21 protein-coding genes (1 of these 21 only partly in view) are annotated in these 21,994 nt (G+C 62.5%); 14 read left to right on the top strand and 7 right to left on the bottom strand.

The window, feature by feature from the left end; translation table 11 throughout:
• The first annotated feature begins 8 nt into the window (after positions 1-8).
• Positions 9-329 carry a hypothetical protein gene (locus AC02Y0_RS21025; protein WP_444557010.1) on the top strand — a complete coding sequence of 107 codons (321 nt, stop codon included), beginning with the start codon at positions 9-11 and terminating at the stop codon, positions 327-329.
• A gap of 58 nt (positions 330-387) precedes the next feature.
• Positions 388-561 (top strand): Flp family type IVb pilin, encoded by a 174-nt coding sequence (locus tag AC02Y0_RS21030; RefSeq protein WP_102020877.1) that lies wholly within the window; start codon positions 388-390, stop codon positions 559-561.
• A 9-nt stretch (positions 562-570) separates the two neighbouring features.
• On the opposite strand, the gene AC02Y0_RS21035 is transcribed toward AC02Y0_RS21030, so the two are convergent.
• On the bottom strand, positions 571-1,455 hold the full coding sequence (locus AC02Y0_RS21035) for a methyltransferase domain-containing protein (protein ID WP_476381021.1): 885 nt from the start codon (positions 1,453-1,455) through the stop codon (positions 571-573).
• A 136-nt stretch (positions 1,456-1,591) separates the two neighbouring features.
• Here AC02Y0_RS21035 and AC02Y0_RS21040 point away from each other — a divergent pair, with 136 nt between their 5' ends.
• Genes AC02Y0_RS21040 through AC02Y0_RS21060 form a run of 5 tightly spaced genes read left to right on the top strand, consistent with a single transcriptional unit; the run spans position 1,592 to position 4,482 of the window.
• Positions 1,592-2,311 (top strand): ComF family protein, encoded by a 720-nt coding sequence (locus AC02Y0_RS21040; protein WP_444557045.1) that lies wholly within the window; start codon positions 1,592-1,594, stop codon positions 2,309-2,311.
• Between the two features lie 45 nt (positions 2,312-2,356).
• Positions 2,357-2,611: a glutaredoxin 3 gene (gene grxC / locus AC02Y0_RS21045; protein ID WP_102020874.1), complete on the top strand. Its 255-nt coding sequence runs from the start codon at positions 2,357-2,359 to the stop codon at positions 2,609-2,611.
• Between the two features lie 10 nt (positions 2,612-2,621).
• Positions 2,622-3,479, top strand: a complete 858-nt coding sequence (locus AC02Y0_RS21050) for a carbon-nitrogen hydrolase family protein (protein ID WP_476381023.1) — start codon at positions 2,622-2,624, stop codon at positions 3,477-3,479.
• Entirely contained in the window at positions 3,476-3,904 is a 429-nt protein-coding gene (locus AC02Y0_RS21055) for a DUF1178 family protein (RefSeq protein WP_476381025.1), read from the top strand. The genes AC02Y0_RS21050 and AC02Y0_RS21055 overlap by 4 nt, the downstream gene beginning before the upstream one ends.
• Complete coding sequence (locus tag AC02Y0_RS21060) at positions 3,901-4,482, top strand: DUF3291 domain-containing protein (protein WP_476381027.1); 582 nt, start codon at positions 3,901-3,903, stop codon at positions 4,480-4,482. Before AC02Y0_RS21055 ends, AC02Y0_RS21060 begins: the two co-directional genes overlap by 4 nt.
• A gap of 7 nt (positions 4,483-4,489) precedes the next feature.
• Here the strand turns inward: AC02Y0_RS21060 and AC02Y0_RS21065 are convergent, their stop codons facing one another.
• Both AC02Y0_RS21065 and ubiG read right to left on the bottom strand, forming a co-directional pair.
• A complete protein-coding gene (locus tag AC02Y0_RS21065) occupies positions 4,490-5,041 on the bottom strand; it encodes a DUF924 family protein (RefSeq protein ID WP_476381029.1) in 552 nt (183 codons plus the stop codon).
• Complete coding sequence (gene ubiG, locus AC02Y0_RS21070; RefSeq protein ID WP_102021243.1) at positions 5,038-5,793, bottom strand: bifunctional 2-polyprenyl-6-hydroxyphenol methylase/3-demethylubiquinol 3-O-methyltransferase UbiG; 756 nt, start codon at positions 5,791-5,793, stop codon at positions 5,038-5,040. The genes AC02Y0_RS21065 and ubiG overlap by 4 nt, the downstream gene beginning before the upstream one ends.
• Before the next feature lie 164 nt (positions 5,794-5,957).
• Between ubiG and AC02Y0_RS21075 the strand changes: the two genes are divergently transcribed.
• Entirely contained in the window at positions 5,958-6,539 is a 582-nt protein-coding gene (locus AC02Y0_RS21075) for an SH3 domain-containing protein (protein WP_476381030.1), read from the top strand.
• Positions 6,540-6,594: 55 nt separating this feature from the next.
• On the opposite strand, the gene AC02Y0_RS21080 is transcribed toward AC02Y0_RS21075, so the two are convergent.
• Both AC02Y0_RS21080 and mprF read right to left on the bottom strand, forming a co-directional pair.
• Entirely contained in the window at positions 6,595-7,971 is a 1,377-nt protein-coding gene (locus AC02Y0_RS21080; protein WP_476381032.1) for a virulence factor family protein, read from the bottom strand.
• Entirely contained in the window at positions 7,968-10,568 is a 2,601-nt protein-coding gene (gene mprF / locus AC02Y0_RS21085) for a bifunctional lysylphosphatidylglycerol flippase/synthetase MprF (RefSeq protein ID WP_476381034.1), read from the bottom strand. The genes AC02Y0_RS21080 and mprF overlap by 4 nt, the downstream gene beginning before the upstream one ends.
• Before the next feature lie 281 nt (positions 10,569-10,849).
• Here mprF and AC02Y0_RS21090 point away from each other — a divergent pair, with 281 nt between their 5' ends.
• The 6 genes from AC02Y0_RS21090 (at position 10,850) to clpB (ending at position 20,370) form a co-directional block, all read left to right on the top strand.
• Entirely contained in the window at positions 10,850-12,124 is a 1,275-nt protein-coding gene (locus AC02Y0_RS21090; RefSeq protein ID WP_102020866.1) for an aspartate kinase, read from the top strand.
• 86 nt (positions 12,125-12,210) lie between these two features.
• Positions 12,211-14,478, top strand: coding sequence for a phosphoenolpyruvate--protein phosphotransferase (ptsP, locus tag AC02Y0_RS21095; RefSeq protein WP_112248052.1), 2,268 nt, complete (start codon positions 12,211-12,213; stop codon positions 14,476-14,478).
• 39 nt (positions 14,479-14,517) lie between these two features.
• Positions 14,518-15,597 carry a peptide chain release factor 1 gene (gene prfA, locus AC02Y0_RS21100; RefSeq protein WP_102020864.1) on the top strand — a complete coding sequence of 360 codons (1,080 nt, stop codon included), beginning with the start codon at positions 14,518-14,520 and terminating at the stop codon, positions 15,595-15,597.
• Positions 15,598-15,626: 29 nt separating this feature from the next.
• A complete protein-coding gene (prmC, locus tag AC02Y0_RS21105; protein ID WP_476381036.1) occupies positions 15,627-16,469 on the top strand; it encodes a peptide chain release factor N(5)-glutamine methyltransferase in 843 nt (280 codons plus the stop codon).
• 330 nt (positions 16,470-16,799) lie between these two features.
• A complete protein-coding gene (locus tag AC02Y0_RS21110; protein ID WP_476381038.1) occupies positions 16,800-17,558 on the top strand; it encodes a DUF4167 domain-containing protein in 759 nt (252 codons plus the stop codon).
• A gap of 208 nt (positions 17,559-17,766) precedes the next feature.
• Positions 17,767-20,370 carry an ATP-dependent chaperone ClpB gene (clpB, locus tag AC02Y0_RS21115; protein ID WP_476381040.1) on the top strand — a complete coding sequence of 868 codons (2,604 nt, stop codon included), beginning with the start codon at positions 17,767-17,769 and terminating at the stop codon, positions 20,368-20,370.
• A 67-nt stretch (positions 20,371-20,437) separates the two neighbouring features.
• Here clpB and AC02Y0_RS21120 read toward each other — a convergent pair whose 3' ends face one another.
• Together AC02Y0_RS21120 and AC02Y0_RS21125 are read right to left on the bottom strand one after the other, a co-directional pair.
• The gene (locus tag AC02Y0_RS21120) at positions 20,438-21,043 is read right to left on the bottom strand and encodes a DUF805 domain-containing protein (RefSeq protein ID WP_476381042.1); all 606 of its coding nucleotides are present in this window, start codon (positions 21,041-21,043) and stop codon (positions 20,438-20,440) included.
• 66 nt (positions 21,044-21,109) lie between these two features.
• Positions 21,110-21,994, bottom strand: the end of a protein-coding gene (locus tag AC02Y0_RS21125; RefSeq protein ID WP_476381044.1) for a M23 family metallopeptidase. The gene runs 1,059 nt beyond the window's last position; 885 of the gene's 1,944 nt are visible here — the last part of the coding sequence; its start codon lies beyond the right edge, outside the window — the gene reads right to left on this strand; it ends in the stop codon at positions 21,110-21,112.

Raw genomic sequence — 21,994 nt, forward strand, 5'->3', positions numbered from 1 at the left:
AGCGTAATATGGTAAACGAGGATTTCTGGAAGGCCGCACGGTCCAGAGAGCGGTCTTCGATCAAGACGGGCAGGACTGGGGTCCTCAACATCGCGCTGCTGTTTGGCACGGCGGCGATTGCGTTGTCGCTCGTGCTGACCCCGATGCTCGCCTCCAAGACCGATCGCAAGACCCTGGCTTTCCAGCCGGACGAGTTCGACATGATGACCACCGGGTCTATCCCGAAGGACGATAGCGGCAAGCGATACACCATCCGCCGCAGCGTGCTTCAGGAAACTCCGGGTTCCGTCTGCATCATCGACGGCTACGGCTCCGGCCAGGCCTGCTAACCCAATCGTGGCCGGGGCGGGGGGCAACCATCTCGGGTCCAGACCATCAGGAGCGAGAATGCGTCTCTTCCGTCAGTTGATGTCCGACCTGCGTGGTGCAACCGCGATCGAGTATGGGCTGATTGCAGCCATCATGAGTGTGGCCTTGATCAGCGGCTATGGTGCCCTCACCGGCTCGCTGCTGGGCACGCTCAACACTGTGGAAACCCACATCACCAACGCCAACAAGTGATCTTTGCCGTCAGGGCTGATCGGAACGCTTGGTCGGATCGAGAGCGTCGGCAAGGCGCATCTTTGCCGATCCCGGCTTGAGCGGCTTTTGCTGGCTCTCGTGCGGAGCCCAGCCGGACAGGAAGACGATCGAGAAGGTGGCGCGGATGCGTCCATCCGGATCGGAGAACCGTTCGGCATAGAGTTCGGCTGCCCTGAGGAAGAAGCGGCGCGAAACGGGGCGGCGGCTTCTGCCCTTCAGCGGGTTCGCCATGCCCATGGCCTTCAGATCCCGCATCAGCGCAAAGATATGATCGTAGCGAACGGTGAAGCTTTCCTCGTCGATGACGGGAAGGGCAAAACCGGCGCGCTGCAATAGAGAGCCGATATCCCTGATGTCGGCGAAGGGCACGACGCGGGGGCTCGCGCCGCCATAGATTTCCGTTTCGGCCGCAAGCAGCACCTCGCGCAATTCGGACAGCGTGCCGGCCCCCGGGATTGCGGCCAACAGCAGGCCGTCCGGCTTCAGCGCACGACGCATCTGGATCAGCATGCCGGGCGTGTCATTGGTCAGATGCAGCGAGAGCGGCGAGAGGATGAGGTTCACGGACTGGGGCTCGAGCGGGACGCTCTCGAAATTCGTGATCGCGACAGGCTGGTCCGCTTCACCGAATCCTTCATGGGTTTCGATGCGCCGCAGACGTTCGATCTTGCCGGTGGCCATGGCGGCTCTGGCGGTGAGGCCCGTTGCGCCGAAGAGTTCGACAGCGTTCTCGAACCGGCGCTCGACGATGGCCAGGCGGTCGGCGAGTTCACGCGCCGTCAGTTCCAGCAAAAAATCGCTGCCGGCTGCATTGCGGAACAGCGCGCGTTCCCGGTTCCGGGCAATCAGGGCTTCGTCGAAAAGCTCGTTCATGGGTATTCCTGGTTTTCGGCCTGAATTCGGCAGGATTTCCGGCATTGGCCGAACGCCGCAGCGGGCGTAAAGTCGATGCATGTGGGCTCATTTAGTGCAGAAAAGCGCATCCGTCAGCCGGCATCATGCCGCGACGATGCTGCGTGGGCTTTTTCATCTCGTCTATCCACCCGCCTGCGCCCATTGCCATGGCCATGTCGCCAGCCATCACGCTCTTTGCCCCCGGTGCTGGGGCGAGATGCGGCTGATCGAGAAGCCCTATTGCCCCGTTCTTGGTCTGCCCTTCGCGCATGATCCCGGAGAGGGCATGGTGTCGCCGCAGGCGATTGCACATCCACCCGTCTTCGACCGACTGCGGTCGGTTGCGCTGCATGAGGGCGTGGCACGGCACCTGGTGCATGATCTCAAATACCGGGATCGCGTTGACCTTGCGCCGATGATGGCCGGCTGGATGGTTCGCGCGGCATCTGCGGAGATCGCGGCGGCGGATGCCATCCTTTCCGTGCCGCTGCACCGGATGCGGATATTCCGGCGGATGTTCAACCAGTCCGCCGAGCTTGCGCGGCATGTCGCGCGGCAATCGGACAAGCCGTTTCTGGCGGAGGCGCTGGTGCGCCGCAAGCGCACGCAGCAACAGGTGGGGCTGACGGCAAACCAGCGCTCACTCAATGTGCGCGGCGCCTTCAGCGTGCCGGAGGGATGCGAGGATCTCGTCTTCGGAAAGAGGCTGGTTCTGGTCGATGACGTCTATACCACGGGAGCGACGGTCAGTGCCGCGACGGCTGCCCTGAAAAAGGCAGGGGCTGCGGATGTCACTATTTTGACCTTTGCAAGGGCTCTTGCCGGGCCTATATGAGGGGTCCAATTCCTTGTCCCACCGATGCTTTCCGGCGGAGTACCCATGGCTGACGTCACGATCTACACACGGCAATTCTGCGGCTATTGCGCCAGTGCCAAGGCACTGCTCGACGGTAAGGGCGTCGCCTATGTCGAGCATGATGCCACCGGCAAGCCTGATCTGCGCGAGGAAATGATCGCGAAGTCCGGCCGCAACACATTCCCGCAGATCTTCATCGGCAGCCAGCATGTCGGCGGTTGCGATGATCTGCATGCGCTCGACCGGGCCGGCAAGCTCGATCCCCTTCTTTCTCGTTAAGGACAGACCCATGGTGTTCAAGGCCGCTGCCGTCCAGATGTGCTCCGGGGTCGATCCGGAGAAGAATGCAGAGAGCATGGCGCGGCTCGTCCGCGAGGCCCATCGTCGCGGTGCGATCTATGTCCAGACGCCCGAAATGACCGGTGCCGTGCAGAAGGATCGTGCGGGTCTGGCGGCAGTGCTGCGCGACGAGGAAACTGATCTGATCGTCAAAAAGGCTTCGGAGCTTGCCAAGGAGCTCGGCATCCATCTGCATGTCGGCTCGACCGCCATCAAGCTCTCCGACGGCAAGATCGCGAACCGGGCGTTCCTGTTCGGCCCCGATGGTCACAAGATCACCTCCTACGACAAGATCCACATGTTCGACGTCGATCTCGACAATGGCGAGAGCTGGCGCGAGAGCGCCGTCTACCGTCCGGGAGAACGGGCCGTGGTGGCGGATCTGCCGTTCGGAAAGCTCGGCTTCGGCGTCTGCTACGACTTGCGTTTCCCGCATCTCTTCCGGGCGGAAGCCATGGCGGGCGCCGAGATCCTGACGACGCCGGCGGCTTTCACCAAGCAGACCGGCGAGGCGCATTGGGAGATCCTGCTGCGGGCGCGCGCGATCGAAAACGGCGCCTATGTCATTTCGGCTGCGCAGGCGGGCGTGCATGAGGATGTGCGTGAGACTTTCGGGCATTCGATGATTGTTGGGCCCTGGGGCAAGGTGCTGGCGTCTGCCGGCGGTGCGGGCGAGGACGTTGTGGTGGCCGAGATCGATCTCGAAGCGGTCAAAGCCTGCCGGGCCAAGATCCCGAACCTCAAGAACGGTCGCGACTTCCAGCTCGACATCGCGCCGGTCCTTGCCAAGGGAGGCGTCACGGTTTGATCCGCTATTCCCTGTGCTGCGAGAAGGCCCATGAATTCGAAGGCTGGTTCTCGGAGAGCGCCGAATTCGACCGACAGAAGGTGTCCGGTTATCTCACCTGCCCAATCTGCGGGTCTGGCGAGGTCTCGAAGGTGTTGATGGCGCCTGCCGTGACGACCGCTCGACAGAAGGAGGGAACGCAGGCGCTTGCGGTCTCTGCCGCGCAGAAGCAGGCGATGTCCAAGCTGAAGGAAGCGATCCAGGAAATACGGGCGTCCAGCGAGGATGTTGGCGAGAAGTTTCCGGAAGAGGCGCGCAAGATACACTACGGCGAGGCGGAAGCCCGCGGCATTATCGGCCAGGCTTCGCCCGTCGAGGTCAAGTCGCTGATCGAGGAAGGCATCGAGATCGCGCCTTTGCCGGTTCTGCCTGACGACGTGAATTGAGCGCCGATTCCCATCATATCGCGATCTACAACTTCGGGGTCCATACCGAGACCTATCTGACTGCATCGGTTCAGGGTTTCGCGTTGCGGGAGCCGCTGAATTTCGAAGCGGCGACGCGTTCTGCCGGTTTCGTGGGGCGTTCCGGTTATGCGGGGGAACCGGGACCTGAAAGCTGGGGCGAACAGGAGTTTCCTCGCTTTCTGCAAGTCGGTCAGACTGGCGCGGTGTCGTCACTCTCGGTGTGGCGAGATATCGAGAGCCTGATGGCCTTCACCTATTCAGGGGTGCATGCCGACGCGCTGAAGCATGCCCGCGAATGGAACCAGACGCAGGCTTGGCCGCCACTGGTTCTCTTCTGGATCGAAGCTGGGGACGTGCCGAATTGGAGTGAAGCGGTGCAGCGGTTCGAACGGCTCGCTGACCAAGGGCCGACGCCGGAGGGCTTCACCTTCAAATGTGCCTTTGCCCCTGATGGAAGCGCACTGCAGCTCGACCGCCAGCGAGTAAGGGAACTTGCCGCGAAGAATGCGGACGCGCAGGCTGACCTGCTTGCTGAGGTCAGGACCTTGCCCGTTTAGACGATTGTCAGCCCTTGAAGCCGTCGGCGTCGAGATAGGCCTGTTCTTCAGGCGTTGTCTCGCGGCCGAGGGCTGCGTTGCGATGCGGGAAGCGACCGAAGCGCTCGATCAGTTCGAGGTGCACGATCGCCCATTTCAATGGCTCGGCGTCGCCCGTCTCGTCGCGGTGTTTCTCGAAGAGGGAAATACTTAACTCCTGGTCTTCAAGCTCTTCCGAATGCTCGAAGGGCAGATAGAAGAAGGGGCGCAGGATCGGCTCGACCTTGACGTCGAAACCCTTGGCGAGCGCGCGACGGGCCGTGGCGCGGGCCAACGGATCGGTGGCATAGGAATGGCCGCTGCCGCGAAAGAGGTTGCGCGGGAACTGGTCGAGCAGGAGGAGCAGCGCGAGCGTTCCCTCTGGTGTGTGCTCCCATTCCGAGAGTGCGCAGCACGAAGCCTGGAAATGCAGGTCGGCGTATTCCGCCTGAATTTCGGCATCCAGCGCTTCATTGCGGGAGAACCAGGCCTCCGGGCCGTGGCGCAGCCAGCAATCGATGACGGCCTGTGGCGAAGTCATGCCGTCTGGCCCGGGCGGCTGGCGAGCATCATGTAGTTCACGTCGATATCGGCGGAGAGGTTCCACTGGTTCTGCAGTGGATTGAAGAAGACGCCCTTGCGCTCGAGGATCTGCATGCCGCTTGCCGACAGCGGGCGCTCGATCTCTTCCGGACGGACCAGCTTTTCATATTGGTGGGTGCCGCGGGGCAGCCAGCGAAGCACGTATTCGGCGCCGACGATCGCAAGCGCTGCCGCCTTCAAAGTGCGGTTGATGGTGGAGACCAGCATCAGGCCGCCGGGGCGGACCATCGAGGCGCAGGTCGAGAGGAAGAAATCGACATCGGCGACGTGCTCGACGACTTCCATGTTGAGCACGATGTCGAAGGTTTCACCCTGGGCTGCCAGTTCCTCGGCGGTCACGGCGCGGTAGTCGACCTCGACGCCGCTCTGGGCCGAATGGGTCATGGCGATCTTGATGTTCTTTTCGGACGCGTCGGCCCCGAGCACGCTCGCACCCATGCGGGCGACGGGTTCGGATAGCAGACCCCCACCGCAGCCGATATCGAGGATGCGAAGGCCTTCGAGCGGGCGGGCGCTTCTGGGATCGCGGCCGTAATGCTCGACGACCTTGTCCCGGATGTAGGCGAGACGCACGGGGTTGATCTTGTGCAACGGCTTGAATTTGCCGGTCGGGTCCCACCATTCCGCGGCCATGGCGGAGAAGCGGTCGACTTCTGACTGATCAATGGTGGTGCGTGCCTCTGCACTCATGACGGAACCTCCTGCGGCGATGGCCATGAAGTCGTCCCGATGGCTTGCAAAGTCAAGGGCAGGGACGTCGCAGGTGGGCAGGAGCGGGAACCTCGGGAGGGGCCAGACGTTGAAAGGCGGACCGCAGCCCTCGCGGGCGATCGGTGAACAGGAGTTTGAAGACCATGAAGAAGATGTGGATCATCGCGGCGCTTGCCGCATCTGCAGGTGCCCTGCCGGCCGTTGCCGAGGCGGCTACGGCCTTCTCGACCGCCAATGTCAACATGCGGTCCGGGCCCAGCACACGCTATCCTGCCGTGATCGTGGTGCCGGCCGGCACGCGCGTCAACATCCAGGGCTGCATGTCGAGCGCCAATTGGTGCGACGTTTCCTTCGCGGGTTACCGTGGATGGGTTTCGGGCTCGTATCTGCAGACGACCTATTCGCAGCGCCGCGTGGCGGTCGGGCCGCAATATTACCGCCCGCTCGGCATTCCGACCGTGACCTTCAGCATTGGCCGGTACTGGGATGATCACTACCGCGGCCGCGCCTTCTATCGGGATCGCGATCGCTGGCGGGATGGTGACGGCTGGCGCGACGATCGTCGCGACCGGGACCGCGACCGCAGGGTCGACAACGACAGACCCCGTCGCGACGATGATCGCCGGGTGCGTCGCGAATCCGAGCTGCTGGACGATCGGGACCGGAATCCAGTCTTTCGCATGAGGGCTGAGCGTTGCGAGCGTAATCCGAGCGCTTGCCGCTAGCTTCGCGTTCCTGGAAATGTAGAACGAGGGGGCACATTGCCCCCTCTCTTTGCGTTTAGCGTGACATTCGCTTGTCCAGCCCGTCAACGATACGCTTGGCGAGGGCAGGATAGTCGCCGTCGAAGTGGTGCCCGCCCTTGATGCCGATCGTTTCGATCGGTCCGCCTACGAGATCCTTGCAGGCGTCGTCGTCTTCGTCCGTGCCGTACATGCATTGAACGCGTGCGGGATCTATCTTCGCAACATCCGTGAGTGGATCGGCGCTGCCGGACCCACTGCTGCCGAGCCAGCCTGAAACCGAGACCTCATAATCGGCCTGGTGGGAGAGGGCGAGTAGGCTTACCTGTGCGACGCGCGACTTCAGCTTGTCGGGCAGCCCGTTATAGGCAGCGGGCAGGATGTCGGCGCCGAAGGAATAGCCGATCAGGACTACGTGCTTCACCTTCCAGCGCTTCTCGTAGGTATGGATGATGGTGGCGAGATCCTCGCTCGTCTGTTCGGGCGTCTTCTTCGACCAGAAGTAACGGAGCGAATCCACGCCGACGACGGGGATGCCTGCGGCCTGCAGATTGGTGCCGACCTGGCTGTCGAGATCGCGCCAGCCGCCATCGCCCGAATAAATCACCGCCATAGTATCGCGAGAGGGCGTCGCGTCGAGAATGGTCAGCGGCAGGCCGAGCGGGGTTTCCGCCGCATTGGTCGCCGCGACCAGTTCGTCGATCGTGTCGGAAAAGGCTTTGTCCGTATCCGAATCGATGTCGCGCTGGTCGATGTCCGAATGGCTCGCCAGGAGGTCAGTGACATGGGCGCGGGCATCGGCCTTGACAGCGGGGCTGAAGAGGACGGTCGCTGGATCAGGGAGGTCGCCCGGTGTGAGGCCGTAGATCATCCTGTCGCCATCGACCTTCTTCTCGGCCGGCGTGCAGAACTGTTCGGTGAGCGGAATGCCGGCTTCCGGGTCGAGGGCCAGCGTCTGGCCGATGGTGGCTCTTGGAGTCTGGGCGAGGATGGCGAGCGCCAGGGCGCCGCCTTCGCCGCGGCCAGCGACGATTGGCGGCAGAAAGTTCGCATTGCCGGCCTTGCGCTGCAACTGGTGACCGAGCGCCTCGATATCGGAGACGGTGTAGATGCAGTCGCCTTTGTCCTGTGAAAGCGAGGCAATATATTTCGGCGTGTCGATGCCGACGACGATCGCGCCGTTTGCCTGCAGGCGCTCGGCTTCCTTCTGGTCTGTATCCTTCCAACCCGGGGCGTCCGACAGCAGCACGACCAGCGATTGCGGATCTCCGTCGGGCAAGAGTGTGACCGGCGAGGGGATCATGCCGGTTTCGAGCGGCGGGTCTTCTGCATGGGCCGGACCGGGCGCGATGGTTGGCGAGAGCAAGGCAAGGAGGGGAAGTGCGAGCAGCGTCGCGCGGAAGGAGGTCTTCATTTTTTCACCACGCCTTTCAGGCCGCCGCCGATCAGAAGCGTTGCATCGAGCAGGGCCAGTACGGGATTGAGACCGCCGGCGACCGCGAGATAACGCGGTTGCCAGTCGGGATGGAACTTGGACTTGAAGGCGCGCAGGCCCTTGAAGTTGTAATAGCGTTCGCCGTGTTCATAGAAAGTGTTGGCGACGCGATCCCAGACGGGCGCGACCTCGCGGCGCGACAGGCCCGAGAGCGGCGCCATGCCGAGGTTGAAGTGACGATAGCCCTGGTCGCGGAGGGTCGTCATCAGGCGCACAAAGAGGAAGTCCATCGCGCCTTTCGGGGCATCGGGGGCGAAGCGCATCAGGTCGATCGATGCCTCCTCGCGTGTGTCCGTCAGCAGAATGTCGGCGAAGGCGACGATGCGGCCCTCGTGGCGGAGGATCGCGACCGGTTGGGCTGTCATATAGGTCTCTGTGAATGCGCCGAGCGAAAAGCCCTTTTCCTTCGCTCTGTGGTGGTCGAGCCAGGCATCGGAGATGTGGCGCAGGTCGTCGAGGATATCAGCGACGTTTTCCGTCGGGATGATCTCGAAGGTAAGGCCGTCACGCTCGCCCTTGGCGGCCGCCTGGCGCAGGCCAGACCATTTGCCGCCCTTGAGGTCGAAAAGTTCAAGGTCGACCACGGCCATCTCGCCGAGCTTGAAGGCCTTCATGCCGGCATCGGCGATAACTGGCAGGATGGCGGGCGAGGCCTGGTAGAATACGGCGCGGCATCCGCTCGCACGCGCGGTTTCGACGAATTGCCAGACGAGCTCGTCACACGAGGCTTTGGGCCCGACGGGATCGAGGAAGGCAATCAGGGACCGACCCTGGCGGCCATACATCAGGAAGGCTTCGCCATCGGCTGAGATCATCACGGACTTGTCGCCGGTGCGCACGAGATTGGCGTCGGCCACATCGTGGCGGTCGAGAATGGCGACGGCCTTGGCCAGTTCCTCCTCGCTTGCCGGACGGATCGCGGGGGCTGCCGGGCGCATGAGGCTGAAAAGGCAGACGCCCATAGCGACGACGGTGAGGCCGAGCATGGCGCGAAGCGAGCGCGGGGCCTCGGCATCGAAGGCGAACTGCCACCAGAGCGCATGGCTATATTCGACGTCGCGGTAGACGAAGAGGAGGACAATGGCCGCGCCGCCGATCAGGACTGCAACGGCGAGCAGCCATGAGGAGGTGAGGGGCCGGCCGAGAGACGCCTTGCGGTGAAAAAGGCGGCGGCTCGGGATGAGGCCGATGACGAGGATGGCAAGCAAGGCCGCTTCGTAGACGGCGACCGCCTTGGCGAGTGACAGGACCAGCGCAAGCACTGCGATGAAGAGGGCTCCCCACCAGGCGCCGTCGAGGCGCTGCGCAAGGCCGCGGGAGATAATGACGAGCATCAGGCCGAGGATGCTGGCGAGGAAATGGGCGCCTTCGACCACGGGGAGCGGCAGGAACCCGGCGAGGAGGTCGAGATTGTCGCTTGGGGTCGGGGTGACGCTCGACAGGACCAGTATGGCGCCGAGGACGAAAGCGAGTGCGGACAGCAGCGTCGGCGCGAGGCGTCCGGCCGTTCTGGCGACGCCTGTTGCAAGCGGGCTCGACGACAGCTGGCGAAGTTCGGTTGCCGTGACCACGAGGATCGCGATGACCAGCGGCAGGACATAATAGATGGCGCGGTAGGCGACGAGCGAGGCAAGCAGCGCGTCGTTCGGAACCTGTGAGCCGAGGGCGGCCAGCATCACGGCCTCGAAGACGCCAAGGCCGGCGGGCACGTGGCTGACGATGCCGATGCCGATGGCGACCGCATAGACCGCGAAGAAGGCGGGCCAGGAGATTTGCGCTTCCGTGGGCAACAGGGCGTAGAGGACAGAGGCCGAGAAGGCGACATCGAGCACGGTCACCAGGAATTGCCGCGAGAGCGTGCCGGTGTCGGGAAGGCGGAGTGTGCGGCCGGCAATCGTCAGTCCGGTTCGGCTGGCAATGCCGAGAAGCAGGAGGATCGCGAGCAGGATGATGGTGCTCGCGGTTGCAAGCGTCGCCGAGGAGATCCCGAGCAGTGGCGCAATTTCGCCGGCCATCGGGATCAGGCTGCCCGTGGTCAGGAGCGCGAGACCGACCGAGAAGGACACGGTGACGAAGGCGATGATGCGGCCGATTTCCTCAGGCGAAAGACCGGCGCGGGCATAGGCACGGTAGCGGATGGCACCACCCGACAAGGCGCCGAAGCCTGCGACATTGCCGACGGCATAAGCGCTGAAGGCGGTGAGCGCTACTTCCGGCCAGGGGCGCTTGCGACCGATATGGGCAAGCGCGTTCAGGTCGTAGAAACAGAGTGTGATGAAGCTCAGGCCTGTGAATAGGACGGCGAGCGCGATCGACGAGGAATGCGTTAATGCCAGTGCGCGCAGCACATCGGCATAGGTGACTTCCTTCGTCAGCCGGTAGACGGCATAACCGACAGCGGCAAAGACGATGAGTGCCGCGATTGCCGCGATCGACTTTGCATGTCTCTTAAGGAAGGAGGGCGGCGGGAGCGTGTCGCCCACGGCAGTCTCGGGGAATGCGTCAGCTGCTTTCATGACACCCTATCCGGTATCCTTCGACGAAACGAGACGATCCGGCCTCCCAGTCCGGGCGTCGCCTCATGGTTGGCGCTCGAATTCGATCCAAATTAAGGCAGTGTTCCCTCGGGGTAGAGGCGTGGAAAAATCCGCGCCATAGCGTACCGTTTGAGGGCTAAGTGGCCGTTGCGCCCCTTGGCCAGATAGACTAAAAGCCCGGCAACCTGAGGCTTATCCGCCCAGGCCGGTATTTCTGTGCCGGGGTCCCGGCGTCATTCAAGGGCATATGGTTCAAGTCTATGGCTCGCATCGTCATGAAATTCGGCGGGACATCCGTCGCCAATCTGGATCGCATCTATAACGTCGCGCGCCATGTGAAACGCGAAGTGGATGCGGGTCACGAAGTGGCCGTTGTCGTGTCGGCCATGTCCGGCAAGACGAACGAGCTGGTCGACTGGGTGCAAAACATGCCCAAGGTCGCCGGTGCCGCTTCGCCCTTCTACGATGCGCGCGAATATGATGCCGTCGTCGCCTCCGGCGAACAGGTGACTGCCGGCCTGCTGGCAATCGCGCTCCAGTCGATGGACATCAATGCCCGCTCCTGGCAGGGCTGGCAGATCCCGATCAAGACCGACAACGCGCATGGTGCTGCCCGTATCCAGGAGATCGACGGCACCGAAATCATTCGCCGCATGAGCGAGGGCCAGGTGGCTGTCGTCGCCGGTTTCCAGGGTATCGGCCCTGACAATCGCATCGCGACGCTCGGCCGTGGTGGCTCTGATACCTCGGCCGTTGCGATTGCCGCTGGCGTGAAGGCTGACCGCTGCGACATCTATACTGACGTCGACGGCGTCTACACGACCGACCCGCGCATCGAGCCCAAGGCACGCCGCCTGAAGAAGATCGCGTTCGAGGAAATGCTCGAGATGGCCTCGCTCGGCGCCAAGGTGCTGCAGGTCCGCTCCGTCGAACTCGCCATGGTGCACAAGGTCCGCACCTTCGTGCGCTCCAGCTTTGAAGATCCCGATGCACCGGGCATGGGCGATCTGATGAACCCGCCCGGTACGTTGATTTGCGATGAGGAAGAGATCGTGGAACAGGAAGTCGTCACCGGTATTGCCTATGCCAAGGATGAAGCCCAGATTTCGCTGCGCCGCCTGGCCGACCGGCCGGGTGTGTCGGCTGCGATCTTCGGACCGCTCGCCGAATCCCACATCAATGTCGACATGATCGTCCAGAACATCTCGGAAGATGGTTCGAAGACCGACATGACCTTCACTGTTCCTTCTGGTGACGTGGACAAGGCGCTGGCCGTTCTCGGCTCCAACAAGGAGAAGATCGGCTTCGACGTCGTCCAGAGCGAGAAGGGTCTCGTGAAGGTTTCCGTCATCGGCATCGGCATGCGCAGCCATGCAGGTGTTGCTGCGACCGCTTTCCGTGCGCTGGCCGAGAAGGGCATCAACATCAAGGCGATCACGACCTCGGAGATCAAGATCTCCATCCTGATCGACGGTCCCTATGCCGAGCTTGCGGTTCGGACTTTGCATTCCTGCTACGGTCTGGATAAGAATTGATTCCTGAGAGCGGACACGCGTGACCCGACCCCTGAAAAGGTAAGGGTAACAATCCGCTGACCAATGGGAAGTGGAGCAAAAACGCGATGAGAGACCTTTCTGCGGGTCCCCGCGTCCTCCTCAAGCGGCTGCGCGAACTGATGGCGGAGCCGCTCGAGCCGCAGGAGCGACTTGATCGGATCGTTCGCCAGATCGCGAACAACATGGTCGCAGAGGTGTGCTCCGCCTATGTCCTCCGCTCCGATGGGGTTCTGGAACTCTATGCGACCGAAGGTCTGAACAAGGACGCGGTTCACCTGGCCCAGCTGAAGATGGGCCAGGGTCTCGTCGGTACGATCGCGGCCTCTGCCCAGTCTCTCAATCTTTCGGACGCCCAGGCGCATCCGGCCTTCCGCTACCTGCCGGAAACCGGCGAAGAGATCTACCACTCCTTCCTCGGTGTGCCGATCCTGCGCGCCGGTCGAAGCCTCGGCGTTCTCGTCGTGCAGAACAAGGCGCAGCGGAACTATCGCGAAGACGAGCTGGAAGCGCTCGAAACGACCGCGATGGTGCTCGCCGAGATGATCGCCACCGGCGAGCTGAAGAAGATCACCCGACCCGGCCTCGAACTCGACCTGACGCGACCCGTCTCGATCGACGGGGACAGCTATTCCGAAGGCATCGGCCTCGGCTATGTCGTGCTGCACGAGCCGCGCATCGTCGTCACCAATCTCCTGAATGAAGACAGCGAGACGGAAATACGCCGGCTGGCCGACGCGCTCGGCTCGCTGCGCATTTCGATCGACGACATGCTGTCGCGGCGTGAAGTGTCCATGGAAGGCGAGCACCGCGACGTGCTCGAAACCTACCGCATGTTTGCCCATGACCAGGGCTGGGTGCGGCGCATGGAAGAGGCGATCCATAACGGCCTGACGGCGGAAGCGGCGGTCGAGAAGGTGCAGAGCGACACCAAGGCGCGCATGATGCGCCTCACCGATCCTTATCTGCGCGAACGGATGCACGACTTCGACGATCTGGCGAACCGGTTGCTGCGCCAGCTCACCGGCTTTTCGCCGCATAGTGCAGCCGAAGGGTTTCCCAACGACGCGATCGTCTTTGCGCGCGCCATGGGGGCGGCGGAGCTTCTCGATTATCCGCGCGCCAACCTGCGCGGCCTCGTGCTCGAAGAGGGTGCTGTTACCAGCCACGTCGTGATCGTGGCGCGGGCCATGGGTATTGCGGTCGTCGGCCAGGCCGCGGGTGCGGTGGCGCTTGCCGAAAACGGCGATCCCGTCATCATCGATGGTGATGACGGCAAGGTGCATGTGCGCCCGGTCGCCGATCTGCAGAAAGCCTATGAGGAAAAGGTCAAGCTGAGGGCCAAGCGGCAGGAACAGTTCCGCGCGCTGCGCGATGTAGAGCCGGTTACCAAGGATGGTCATCGGATCAAGCTGCAGATGAATGCCGGTCTGCTTGTCGACCTGCCGCAGCTTGCCGATTCCGGTGCCGATGGCATCGGGCTGTTCCGGACCGAATTGCAGTTCATGATCTCCTCGACCATGCCCAAGGGCGAGGAACAGGAGAGCTTCTACCGCAATGTGCTGAAGCAGGCGGCTGGTCGCCCGGTGACCTTCCGCACGCTTGATATCGGCGGTGACAAGGTCGTTCCCTATTTCCGCTCTCAGGAAGAAGAGAACCCGGCGCTCGGCTGGCGGGCGATCCGCCTGTCGCTTGATCGCCCCGGCCTGTTGCGCACCCAGCTCCGCGCGCTTCTCAAGGCTGCCTCCGGTGCCGAGCTCAAGATGATGCTGCCGATGGTGACCGAAGTCTCGGAGATCCGGCAGGTGCGCGAGCTGATGCAGAAGGAGATCCAGCATATCTCCAAGTTCGGCCATCAATTGCCGAAGAAGCTGCAGTTCGGCGCCATGCTCGAAGTGCCGGCGCTGCTCTGGCAGCTCGACGAGCTGATGGATGAGGTGGATTTCGTATCGGTCGGGTCGAACGACCTGTTCCAGTTCGCCATGGCCGTCGACCGTGGCAATGCGCGCGTGTCGGATCGTTTCGACGTGCTGGGGCGGCCATTCCTCAGGATCCTCCGGGACATCGTCCGTGCCGGCGAGCGGAACAAGACGCCGGTGACGCTGTGCGGGGAGATGGCGTCGAAGCCGCTTTCGGCCATGGCGCTGCTCGGGATCGGCTTCCGCTCGATCTCGATGTCGCCAACCGCAATCGGTCCGGTCAAGGCGATGTTGCTCGGGCTTGATATCGGCCGGTTGTCCGAGGTTCTGACGGCTGCGCTTGACGATGACACCCCGGGCGTGTCAGTGCGCGACCTGCTCGTCCGCCATGCGGAAGAGCACAACATCCCCGTCTGACTTTGACGACTGATTTTGGCGACTGACCTGGAGTAAAGGGTGGCGAAGCTTCCTGTCGAGAAAATGCGCGAACTCGAACGCCGCTTCGGTGAGATCGAGGCGCGAATGTCGGCGGGACCGGCAGCTGATGTCTATGTGAAGCTCGCCTCCGAGTATTCCGAGCTCGAGCCGGTTGTGAAGAAGATCCGCGAATATCAGGCTGCGATCGACGAGGCCGACGGCTTGCGCGCCATGCTTTCCGACAAGGCGACGGACCGCGAGATGCGCGATCTCGCCGAGATGGAATTGCCCGAGATCGAAAGCCGGATCGAGGCGCTTGAAGGCGAGATGCAGATCCTGCTTCTGCCGAAGGATGCCGCCGACGAGAAGAGCGCCATCCTGGAAATTCGCGCTGGAACCGGCGGTTCCGAGGCGGCCCTCTTTGCCGGTGATCTCTTCCGCATGTATGAGCGCTTCGCCTCGACCAAGGGCTGGAAGGTGGAAGTGCTCTCCGCCAGCGAAGGCGAAGCCGGCGGTTACAAGGAAATCATTGCAACGATCAGCGGGCGGGGCGTGTTCTCCAAGCTGAAATTCGAATCCGGCGTTCACCGCGTTCAGCGCGTGCCGGAAACGGAAGCGAGCGGGCGCATTCATACGTCTGCGGCGACCGTTGCCGTTCTCCCGGAAGCCGAAGATATCGACATCGAGATCAAGCCCGAGGATATCCGGATCGACACGATGCGCGCTTCGGGTGCCGGTGGACAGCACGTCAACACCACGGACTCGGCTGTGCGCATCACGCACTTGCCGACGGGGCTGATCGTGACGTCCTCGGAGAAGTCGCAGCACCAGAACCGCGCCAAGGCGATGCAGGTTCTGCGTTCCAGGCTCTACGACATCGAGCGGCAGAAGCTGGACAGCGAACGGTCGGCGAACCGCAAGAGCCAGGTCGGCTCGGGCGACCGATCGGAACGCATCCGCACCTATAACTTCCCGCAGGGGCGCGTCACCGATCACCGGATCAACCTGACGCTCTACAAGCTCGACCGGATGATCGAAGGCGATCTCGACGAAATGCTGGATGCGCTGATTTCCGACTATCAGGCCGGGCAGCTCGCGCAACTTGGCGAAAACCAGTGAGTGGCGTGGCGCCATCCGCAAGGTTGCTGATGGCCGAGGCACGGCGGCGCTTCGAGGCGGCCGGGCTTGCCGACCCGGCAACCGATGCCCGGGTGCTGATCTGCGGTCTTTTGGACCTAAGCCCGACGGCCCTTTTGCTTGATGGCGACAAGCCGGTGGCTGCAGACCTCGCGGCACGTGTGGAGGCGGCTATCCTCCGGCGGCTCGCGCGGGAGCCGGTCTATCGCATTCTCGGCCGGCGCGACTTTTATGGTCTCGATCTCGCGCTATCCCAGGGCACGCTCGAGCCGAGACCGGATACCGAAATCCTCGTTGACGTGATCCTGCCACATCTCCGGACTATGATCTCTGCAGGTTTGAAGCCGAAGATCGTCGATCTCGGCACGGGCACCGGAGCGATTGCTCTTGCCCTGCTTCAGGAATGCCCGGAGGCCGAGGCCATGGGTATCGATATCTCAGAGGATGCGTTGAAGACGGCTGTGGCCAATGCCGAGCGCAACGGGCTTTCGTCGCGCTTCACGACTCGAGCAGGTCCATGGTTCGAAAGGACATCGGAGCGTTTCGACCTCATCATCTCCAATCCGCCTTACATCCGGAGCGATGTGGTGGTGGGGCTGGAGCCCGAGGTGACGAATTTCGATCCGATGGCTGCTCTGGACGGTGGCGCGGATGGGCTGGAGGCCTACCGTGCCATTGCGGCAGAAGCGCTGGAGCATCTCGAAGATCATGGGCTGGTTGGCCTGGAAATTGGTTTCGACCAGCGGGATGACGTGACGCAAATCTTTGAAGAGGCTGGATTTTCTCTTCTTGAAGAACGTCGCGACTATGGTGGTAACGACCGTGTTCTTGTGTTTGCACCAAAGCTTAATTAGGCCCTTTGCTGCGCCTGCTAAGGATAATTGCAGGAAAGCCAGAAAAAGGCTTGGTTTTCCAGATGAAGCGTAATAGTTTGCGGGCACGCAACGGGCGGCGGGGAAAGAACGAAGATTCGTTCGCGACTAGGCCGGCTTCGAAAAAGTTCGCTGTCGAACTCCGCGAAGCACGACTGGACCGATGCGTAACTCAGTAAACTCGACTTTCACCAGCGGCGAGCAAGGCGAGAGCGCGGTCTGTCGGCGGCGCGCATAGACTTGGTCCGGTTCAACCAGAGCCAATGACGTTGCCCTTTATCAGCACAACAAAGACATTCAGGTGAAGCATCTATGAGGCCAGGACAGCAAAACAAGCGTGGTCGGGGGCGTAACAACAATGGCGGCGGCGGTGGCGGCGGCGGTGGAAACAACAATTTCAACCGCAAGGGCCAGAACCCGCTTACCCGGACCTATGACAGCTCCGGCCCAGATGTGAAGATCCGCGGCACCGCTCAGCATATCGCCGAGAAGTATTCCACGCTCGCTCGCGACGCCCAGAGCGCCGGCGACCGCGTCATGGCGGAAAACTACCTGCAGCACGCCGAGCACTATAACCGCATCATCGCGGCCGCTCAGTCGCAGATGCAGGAGCGCTTCCAGCGTGACGATCGCGATGGCGGCGACGATCGCCAGGATTACAACGAACGGGACGGCGAAGACTTCGACGGTTCGGACGACAATTCCGGCCAGGGAAATGATCGCGGCAACCAGCAGGCACCGCAGCATCAGCAGCCGCAGCAACACAATCGCTCGCAGCAGAACGAGCGCCGCGAGCGTCAGCCTCAGCCGCAACCCCAGGCGCAGCCGCAGCCTGAGATCGCCGGTACCGGTCCGCAGCCCGTGCTTGAAGACATGCCGGCCGAAGCCGTCGCCGCTGCTGCCGAAAGTGCAGCGGAAGCCAGCGGCGAACGCCAGCCGCGTCGCCGCAATGCCGGCAACCGTCCGCGCCGTCAGCCGCGCCGCAGCGCCGGTGGTGATGAGGGTGGTGAAGGTGGTGACAATGGCGAAGGTGGCGAAGCACCCGCTCTCGCCGACGTGACTTCCGAATGAGCTTTTCCGGCTCTATTTGACGATTGCAAAACTCCGGGCTCCCACCCGGAGTTTTTCGTTTATCTGCCTCTTTAAAGGGCAAAATCCCGCTCCCATATCTCGGTCAAGGGAGCGGTTTCCGCTCCGGGGTCCGCCGCTTTCGGGGGCCTCATCCACACCATCCGATCTGTGCCGATTGCGGGCAGGGCGGAGACAAGGGAGAGTGACGATGAATATCGAGAAATATTCCGAACGCGTGCGCGGTTTTCTGCAATCGGCGCAGACTTACGCCCTGTCGGAAGGGCATCAGCAATTCACACCCGAACATGTGCTGAAGGTTCTGCTCGACGACGAGCAGGGCATGGCTTCCTCGCTGATCAGCCGTGCGGGTGGTGATGCCAAGGCCGTGCGCATTGCTAATGATGCAGCGCTTGCCAAGTTGCCGAAGGTCTCCGGCGGCAATGGTCAGGTCTATCTGGCCCAGCCGCTCGCCAAGGTGTTTTCCACCGCCGAAGACGCAGCCAAGAAGGCCGGCGACAGTTTCGTCACCGTCGAACGTCTGCTGCTGGCGCTTGCGATCGAGAGCTCCGCTTCCACATCCGCCTCCCTCAAGAAGGGCGGCGTGACCGCGAATGCGCTGAACCAGGTGATCAACGAGGTCCGCAAGGGCCGGACCGCTGACGGCGCTAATGCGGAAGCGGGCTTCGACGCCTTGAAGAAATATGCCCGCGACCTGACGGCTGAAGCCCGCGAGGGCCGGCTCGATCCGGTCATCGGTCGTGACGACGAAATCCGCCGCACGATCCAGGTTCTGTCACGCCGGACCAAGAACAATCCTGTCCTGATCGGTGAACCCGGCGTCGGCAAGACGGCGATTGCCGAGGGGTTGGCCTTGCGCATCATCAATGGTGACGTGCCGGAAAGCCTGAAAGACAAGAAGCTGATGGCGCTCGACATGGGCGCCCTGATTGCCGGGGCCAAGTATCGCGGCGAGTTCGAGGAGCGGTTGAAGGCCGTTCTCAACGAAGTGCAGGCCGAAAACGGCGAGATCATCCTGTTCATCGACGAGATGCACACGCTCGTCGGTGCCGGCAAGGCCGACGGCGCGATGGATGCCTCGAACCTGTTGAAGCCGGCGCTTGCCCGCGGCGAGCTGCATTGCGTCGGGGCAACCACGCTCGACGAATACCGCAAGCATGTCGAGAAGGATGCAGCGCTTGCCCGGCGCTTCCAGCCGGTCATGGTCGAAGAGCCCACGGTCGAGGACACGATCTCGATCCTGCGCGGTCTGAAAGAAAAATACGAGCAGCACCACAAGGTTCGGATCTCGGATTCGGCCCTGGTAGCGGCTGCGACCCTGTCGAACCGCTATATCACCGACCGTTTTCTGCCCGACAAGGCGATCGACCTGATGGACGAGGCCGCCTCGCGGCTCAGGATGCAGGTGGATTCGAAGCCGGAAGAGCTCGACGAACTCGATCGCCGCATCATCCAGCTGAAGATCGAGCGCGAAGCCCTGAAGAAGGAAACCGACGCGGCCTCTGCCGACCGGCTGAACCGCCTGGAAACCGAACTCACCTCGCTCGAGGAAGAGGCGGATGCGCTCACCGCCCGATGGCAGGCGGAAAAGCAGAAGCTGGGTCTGGCCGCTGACCTCAAAAAGCAGCTGGATGAAGCCCGCAACGAGCTTGCGATTGCGCAGCGCCAGGGTGAATTCCAGCGGGCCGGCGAGCTCGCTTATGGCATGATCCCGAAGCTCGAAAAGGAGCTGGTCGCCGCTGAAGCCCAGGACGGTTCGGGGGCTGCCAACATGGTGCAGGAAGTCGTCACACCCGACGGTATTGCCCATGTCGTTTCCCGCTGGACCGGGATCCCGGTCGACAAGATGCTGGAAGGCGAGCGTGACAAGCTGCTCAGGATGGAAGACGATCTCGCCAAGTCGGTGGTCGGGCAGGGCGATGCGGTGCAGGCCGTGTCCCGGGCGGTTCGCCGTGCGCGTGCAGGGTTGCAGGATCCGAACCGGCCGATCGGCTCGTTCATCTTCCTCGGTCCGACCGGGGTCGGCAAGACCGAGCTCACCAAGTCGCTTGCCCGCTTCCTGTTCGACGACGAGACGGCGATGGTCCGGCTCGACATGTCGGAATTCATGGAGAAACATTCGGTCTCTCGGCTGATCGGGGCACCTCCGGGCTATGTCGGTTACGAGGAAGGTGGCGCGCTCACGGAAGCGGTGCGGCGCAAGCCCTATCAGGTGGTGCTGTTCGACGAGATCGAGAAGGCGCATCCCGACGTGTTCAACGTGCTCCTGCAGGTGCTCGACGACGGTCGTCTGACGGATGGTCAGGGTCGCACAGTCGACTTCAAGAACACGATCATCATCATGACCTCGAACCTCGGGGCCGATTATCTGACCAGCCTCGGGGAGGACCAGGATGTCGATCAGGTTCGCGACCAGGTGATGGATGTGGTGAAGGCTTCGTTCAGACCGGAATTCCTCAACCGCGTCGACGAGATCATCCTCTTCCACCGGCTGCGCCGCTCGGAAATGGGCGCGATCGTCGATATCCAGATGAAGCGGCTGCTCTCACTCCTGGCGGAGCGCAAGATTCGCATCGAACTGGCACCGGATGCCCGGAGCTGGCTCGCCGACAAGGGCTATGATCCCGTCTATGGCGCTCGCCCCTTGAAGCGGGTGATCCAGAAATACCTGCAGGATCCGCTCGCCGAGCAGATCCTGTCGGGTCAGGTGCTCGACGGATCCGATGTGACGATCGAGGCCGGCAGCGACCGGCTGCTGATCTCGCCCAAGGCCTCGGTGAGTGCTGCGGCCTGAAAGCTTTGATAGATGAAGAAAAGGGCGGCTCGCATCGAGCCGCCCTTTTTCGTAGCCGGTTGGACCGTCACACCCCGCGCCGACCGAAGCTCGGTTTCGTCCCCGCGTGTCGCACCCGTGTCGATGCTTCCTCGCTATGTCTCGGAGTGGTCCTAACCCCTACTGCGTCTTCACTGCGGATCATCGCTGTGCGCCGATAAAGAAGGGCCGAGTTGTCATCGAGCGGGTCCGGCGGTTCTGATGTGTGAGACCCTTCCCCCGGCATCAGCAGCAGGAAAAAGCCGAAAAGTGCCTGCAGGGCGATCGTCAGACCTGCCAGCACCGTACCGAGCTCGGTATCCTTCATCGTTTCCTTGCCGATATGCGCCATGGAATAGACGATCGTGAAGGCCATGATGACAAGAAGCGGGCTGAGGCCGATATCACGGATACGTGCGGCCTGCAGGCTGAGGGCCATCCAGATCAGAGCGATACCAGCCAAGGCGAGGGGTGCGATCGCGCCCGCTCCTGCGCCATTTCCCATCGATACCACGCCGAGGAGCAAAATGCCGCCGCCGACCAGATGAGTCAGAACGCCTGCCAGCAAATATTGAAGCCTATTGAGGCGGCCTCCGAACATGAAAAGTGCTTCGATCATATCCAATCCCTGCTTAAAAATTGCAGGCAAGGACATCATACAACTGCTGAGCTTTGATGAAGCAGACGGCTCGAATTTGATTCAAGTTTGGCGCCATCGGCGCTAGCGGCTGGCCACTTGCGCTGGCCGTCCGCCGCTTTCGAGCAGGGTGTCGATGCGCTGGCGTTCCTGCTGGAAGCTGGCCAGTACCTCGCCTTCGAGCGCCTTGCCGCCGGGCAGGCGCACCTTCATCGCATCGACCTTGGTGCCGTTGACGATCAGCTCGTAGTGCAGGTGCGAGCCGGTGGAGGAGCCGGTCGAGCCGACGAAGCCGATGACCTGGCCCTGCTTGACCTTGGCGCCTGGGACGATGCCCTTGGCGATCCCGCTCTGGTGATTGTAGGAGGTGACGTAACCATTGGCATGGCGGATCAGGGTCTGATTGCCGTAGCCGGAGGCCCAGCCGGCCTTCTCGACTACGCCGTTGCCTGAGGCGATGATCGGCGTACCGCGCGGGGCCGCCCAGTCGACGCCGGTATGCATGCGGGAATAGCCGAGGATCGGATGGCGGCGCATGCCAAAGCCCGAGGTGAAGCGGCCATTCGGTACGGGGTTGCGCAGCAGGAACTGCCGGATCGACTTGCCGTTCTCGTCGAAATAGTCGATCGAGCCGTCTGCCGGATCCTGGAAGCGATAGAACTGGGTGACCGTGTCGCCGAAGCGTGCGCGGACATAAAGCAGTTCGGACTCGTCGGTCGCCATACCCTGGTCGTCGGTGACCGAAAAGACGGCTTCGAGCATGTCGGACGGCTTCAACTGCGCCTGGAAGTCGACATTGGCAGCGAGCAGCCGAATGACCTGGCCCGTCAGGTCCTGGTTCATGCCATAGGAGAGTGCGGCCCTGTATATGCCGTCATAGACGCGCGGCAGGTCGCGGCCCGACATCATTGCCGGCTGGGAATTGTCGAAGGCGCCGGCGATCGCATCGAGCGCCGGGGGAGCCGCACC

This window comes from Allorhizobium sp. nf9_anc, from assembly GCF_056323085.1.